Genomic DNA, 4,761 nt, shown 5'->3' with positions numbered 1-4,761 from the left:
TCCGGCGGCGGGCGACGGGCCCGCGCCGAACGGCTACCGGGCCGCACCCGGACCCGACCCGTACGGGGAGCGGCGGGAGCAACCCGCACCCCCCGGATCCACCTCCCCGCGGCCGAGGGCCGAGGAGTTCACCGGGGCGGCCGGCGTACCGGCGCCCGCCCCGGACGGTACGCCCCCCGGCCGGCAGGTGCGGGGCAGCGGGTTCGCGCTTCCTGCGTCGGACGATCAAGGGCCGCCCGTCCTCGTCCGTGGATCGCGCGCCTCTCGGGAGCCGTGGCGGCTGCCCGCCGAACCGGGGCCGCACGGGCTGGCGGCGGACGAGGCCGCGCTGGGCGGGCTGACGGTCCGGGCCGCCTCGGTGATCGGTCCGGGGCACCGGGCGCAGGGCCGGCCCCGGCAGGACGCGTACCGGATCGGCCGGGACCGTGCGGGCGAGCATCTGGTGATCGCCGTGGCGGACGGCATGTCGGACAGCGCCCACTCCGACGTCGGCGCGCAGGTGGCCGTATCGGCGCTGGTGAACTCCGTCCGTGCCTCCCTCGACGCGGGGACCCCTCTGGAGCGGCTGGACCATTGCGACGCCTTCCTCAGTGCTGCCGGACAGATGATCGCGGTGGCGGAGCAGCGCGGCTGGGACCCGGACACCGTGCGGGCCGTAGCCGTCGTCGCTGTCGTACCGGCCCGGCCGCACGTCAACGGCCGGCGCCGCGTGTGGCTGGCCTCGATCGCCGACGTGAGCGCGTGGCGGCTGAGCGGGGGCGACTGGGAGCGTCTGATCGGCGAGGAGAAGCACGGCTTCGACCCGTCGGCCGTCGCCCGCTATCTGCCGCACGACCCGCGCGGCGCCGACCACGGCGTCGTGGAACTGTCGCCCACCTGTGTGTTGGCGGTGACGACCGACGGGGTCGCGGACGCGTTCGGCACCGGCCTCCAGGCCCGCCGGTGGTTCGCCGAACGTTGGGCCCGGCCACCGGCCGTGGGCACCTTCCTCAACCAGGTCGGCTTCGACCAGGTCCAGATGCACGACGACCGCACCGCCGTCGTCGTCTGGTGCGACGACGAGGAGCACCGCTGATGCGCAGCTGGTCCGACAGCCCCTTCCCGTCCCGCGAGGAACTGTCCGGCGTACCTGAGGGCAAGGCGATCAGCCAGGACAACGGAGAGTCCCGGCTGGTGTACGAGATCAAGGACAGCCCCGGCTGGCTCGCCAAGCTCTACAAGCGCCCGGCGGACGCCGGCCGGATATCCGACCTCCAGCGCCTGGTCTACCTTCCGACCGTCATGTCCCAGGCGGACCAGGACCTGGTGGACCGGTGCCTCGCCTGGCCCACCACCCGGCTCTACGACGGCTCCGACCTCGTCGGCGTCGTGATGGCCAAGGCCCCCGACGGCTTCTACGCGCCTCTCAAGGCGCTGTCGGGCTGGCAGGACCCCGCACCGCTGCCGCTGGACTGGCTGATGAAGCCCGCGGACAAGTGTGCCCAGGTCGGACTGCGCCGGCCGGACCTCGACCTGCGGCTGCGCGCGGTCGAGGAACTGCTGGCGGTGGGCGACCTGTTCGCCCGGCACGACATCGTGTACGGGGACTGGTCGTATCGCAACGCGCTGTGGAACCAGCACACGGGCGAGGTCTTCGTCATCGACATGGATTCCTGCGGGATCGGCTCCCGGGAGTGGGTGGAGTCGCCCGGCTGGGCCGACCCGCTCTTCCCCGACCGGTCACGCCGGCCGACCGTGGCCAGTGACAGCTACAAGCTGGCCGTGCTGACCGTGCGTTGCCTCACCGCTCAGCGCCAGGATCCCGTTGACGCGCTCCGCGACGTGGAGAGGTCGACGAGGGACGCCTCTCTGGGCGGCCTGCTCCGGCGGACGCTCACCGCGACACGGCTGGAGGACCGGCCGAAGTGCGCCGAACTCCTCGAAGCGGTGCGGCGGATACGCGGTACGACAGCGTCGGCGGGACCGTCCGCCACCTCCGGATCGCGGGCCGGCGCGGACAACGTCACCACGTGGGTCAAGGTGGGCCCCCGCGCCGGCGCCGGCACCGCCCGTTCCGCCGAGGCCACCGCCTCCGCCCGTCCCTCAGGAACCACTCGTGCCGCCTCGGATGCGTCGGGAACGGACGGCGCCGCCGCGTCGAACGTGACGGGATCGGTGAACCTCCGCGACCGTTCGGCGGCACGGCCACCGGCCTCCTCTCCGGAGCCCTCGCCCTCGCCCTCCTCCGCGGGATCGGGCCGGTCCGGTCCGGGTTCCGGCTCCGTGTCCGCGGCGGGCGGCTCCGGCACGGGCGCCACCCCGACGCCGGGCTCCGTGCCGCCCACGTCCCACACCCCCCGGCCCGCCGCCCGGTCCACGTCCCGATCCGCCGCCCGTCGCGCGGCGATGGCGCGCGGCAGGAGCGGGCGCACGGCCCCGGCCGCCGCACGCCGCCCCCGGCGTCACGCCGTCACCGTGATGCTGTTCTGCGCGCTGGTCGCCGCACTGTGCGTCGCCCGCTACGTCCTGGGCTGGATCTGACACCCACCCGCACACCCGCCGTCCCGCATCCGTGCCGGCACAGAAAGACGGCGCCGGCACAGAAAGAGAAGAGAACATGACCGAACACACCGAGGAAGCGGTGGGCTTCACCGCCTTCAAGACCAAGGGCCTGCCGGCCTACCTGGTCCTGGACACCTCCACATCGATGAAACCGTACGAGCGGCTGCTCAACGAGACACTGCTGACGATCTACGACACCCTCTACACCACCCCTCAGCTGTCGGAGTTCATCCATCTGTCGGTGATCTCGTTCAACACGATGCCGCACGTGGTGGCGTCGATGACGGACATCGAGGCGCTGGAGTCCCTGCCCACGGTCAGCTGCGGCGGCTGGACCAACGTGGGGCCGATGTGCGAGCTGCTGAGGGCCCGGATCACCGAGGACGTCAGCGCCCTGGCCGGGGACGGAGTCCAGGTCCTGCGGCCCGTGGTGTTCCTGCTGACCGACGGACTGCCCACCGACAAGCCGTCCGGCGCGTGGAAGCAGCAGCTGGACGCGCTCCAGGACCGCTCCTGGAAGCCCTGGCCGCACATCATCACCTACGGTTTCGGGGACGCCAGCGAGTCCGTGCTGAGCACGATCGCGACCGCGGCCGCTTACATCGCGGAGGACCCCGGTGGCGACAACGGTGAGGCCCTCTCTCAGGCCATGAGCAGCCTGCTCAACTCCCTGGTGGCGTCGGCTCGGGCGCAGAGTCTCCAGGTGCCGGAGGAGGTGGCGGGCTACCGCACGCTTCCGAGCGACTACGTCAGCTGAGACCGGGCGGGCACCGGTCCACGGTGCCCGCCGCCGTACGGAGAGGACGGAGTCGGCCGGCGCGTCGTCGGCCGTTCGCGGGCAGCGGGCGGACGGTGTCGTGTGCGGGCGGCCAGGGCCTCAAGCTCCCCCCCGTCGGCCTCATCCGACCACCGAGGCCCTCACGCAGAGCACGTCCGGCAGGTGGGTGGCCAACTGCCGCCAGCCGTCGCCGTCGTCGGCCGAGGCGAACACCTCGCCGTTGCGGTTGCCGAAGTACACGCCCGCCGGGTCCGCGTCGTCCGTGCAGAGCGCGTCGCGCAGCACGGTGCCGTAGTGGTCCTCCTGCGGCAGTCCGGCCGTGAGGGGCTCCCAGCTCTTGCCCGCGTCGGAGGTCCGGTAGATCCGGCAGCGGTGGTCGGCGGGCACGCGGTCCGCGTCGGCGTTGATCGGGAAGACATAGGCCGTGTCCCCGCGGTGGGGGTGCGCGGCGACGGCGAAGCCGAAGGTGGACGGCAGGCCGGCGCCGATGTCCGTCCAGTGCGCGCCCGCGTCGTCGCTGCGGTACACCCCCCAGTGGTTCTGCAGGTACAGCCGGTCCGGGTTCGCCGCGTCCCGCGCGACCTTGTGCACGCACTGGCCGAACTCCGGGTTCGGATCCGGCAGGAACACCGCGGAGACACCGGAGTTGGAGGGCGCCCAGCTCGCGCCGCCGTCGGCGGTGCGGAACACTCCGGCCGTCGACACGGCCACCGTCACCGCCCGCGGGTCCCGCTCGTCGGTGAGCACCGTGTGCAGGCCCTCGCCGCCTCCTCCCGGCACCCACTGGGAGCGCGTCGGATGCTCCCACAGCGGGCGGACCAGGTCGAAGCTCTCCCCGCGGTCCTCGGAGCGGTACAGCGCGGCCGGTTCGGTGCCCGCGTACACCACGTCCGGCTCGCCGGCCGCCGGGTGCAGTTGCCACACCCGCTCCAGCGAAGCCTGTGTGTCCTGGGGGAACTTGACGGCCGGCTTCGCCGGTTCGGTCCAGGTGCGGCCGAGGTCGTCGGAGTGGAACACCGACGGGCCCCAGTGGGCGCTGTCCCCGCCCGCGAGGAGCCGGGGCCGGTCACCACGGGTGTCGATCGCGACCGAATAGATCGCCTGTGCGTTGAAGTAGGGGGATTCGTCGAACTCCCATGTGGCTCCGCGCCTGCGCCCGATGAACAGACCTTTGCGCGTGCCCACGGCGAGCAGTACCTCGGTCATGCCGGTCTCCTCCACTGTGTTGTGACGTCCTTGTCGCAACCACCGGCCAGTCTGCACCCAGCCACTGACAGTCACCCCTGGAAAGGGCATCGCCGCAGGTCACAGCGGCGGCGGCAGGCCGGGACCGCAAGGTGTCGGCCACCTTGCCGCAGGGGACCCGCACGGCGGCCCGGTCCGTGGCACCGTCGGGACGCAGGACTCGTCCTGAGCATCCGGAGCGCCGGCCCCGTATGGGA

Annotated in this window: 4 protein-coding genes; 3 read left to right on the top strand and 1 reads right to left on the bottom strand. The window is 72.8% G+C overall.

Going from position 1 to position 4,761, the window contains the following annotated elements; all coding sequences use genetic code 11:
• The 3 genes from BZL64_RS18600 to BZL64_RS18590 form a co-directional block, all read left to right on the top strand.
• On the top strand, nt 1-1,075 hold a 1,075-nt coding region (locus BZL64_RS18600; RefSeq protein ID WP_208639469.1), incomplete at its 5' end, for a protein phosphatase 2C domain-containing protein.
• On the top strand, nt 1,075-2,520 hold the full coding sequence (locus BZL64_RS18595; protein WP_086770324.1) for a hypothetical protein: 1,446 nt from the start codon (nt 1,075-1,077) through the stop codon (nt 2,518-2,520). The genes BZL64_RS18600 and BZL64_RS18595, both read left to right, overlap by 1 nt.
• Before the next feature lie 76 nt (nt 2,521-2,596).
• A complete protein-coding gene (locus tag BZL64_RS18590) occupies nt 2,597-3,298 on the top strand; it encodes a vWA domain-containing protein (RefSeq protein ID WP_086770323.1) in 702 nt (233 codons plus the stop codon).
• Between the two features lie 141 nt (nt 3,299-3,439).
• Here BZL64_RS18590 and BZL64_RS18585 read toward each other — a convergent pair whose 3' ends face one another.
• Nucleotides 3,440-4,525: a WD40/YVTN/BNR-like repeat-containing protein gene (locus BZL64_RS18585; protein WP_107430310.1), complete on the bottom strand. Its 1,086-nt coding sequence runs from the start codon at nt 4,523-4,525 to the stop codon at nt 3,440-3,442.
• Nucleotides 4,526-4,761 lie beyond the last annotated feature (236 nt).

It is taken from the genome of Streptomyces bobili (assembly GCF_002154575.1).
GTDB classification, from domain to species: domain Bacteria; phylum Actinomycetota; class Actinomycetes; order Streptomycetales; family Streptomycetaceae; genus Streptomyces; species Streptomyces bobili.
Note: the sequence above shows the minus strand (reverse complement) of the source record. Positions and strands in the feature narration are given on the sequence as shown.

What these genes read in the sequence shown, in the direction of transcription:
- BZL64_RS18595 (WP_086770324.1), top strand. Translation starts at nt 1,075, where the DNA reads ATGCGCAGCTGGTCCGACAGCCCCTTCCCGTCCCGCGAGGAACTGTCC.
- BZL64_RS18590 (WP_086770323.1), top strand. Translation starts at nt 2,597, where the DNA reads ATGACCGAACACACCGAGGAAGCGGTGGGCTTCACCGCCTTCAAGACC.
- BZL64_RS18585 (WP_107430310.1), bottom strand. Translation starts at nt 4,525, where the DNA reads ATGACCGAGGTACTGCTCGCCGTGGGCACGCGCAAAGGTCTGTTCATC.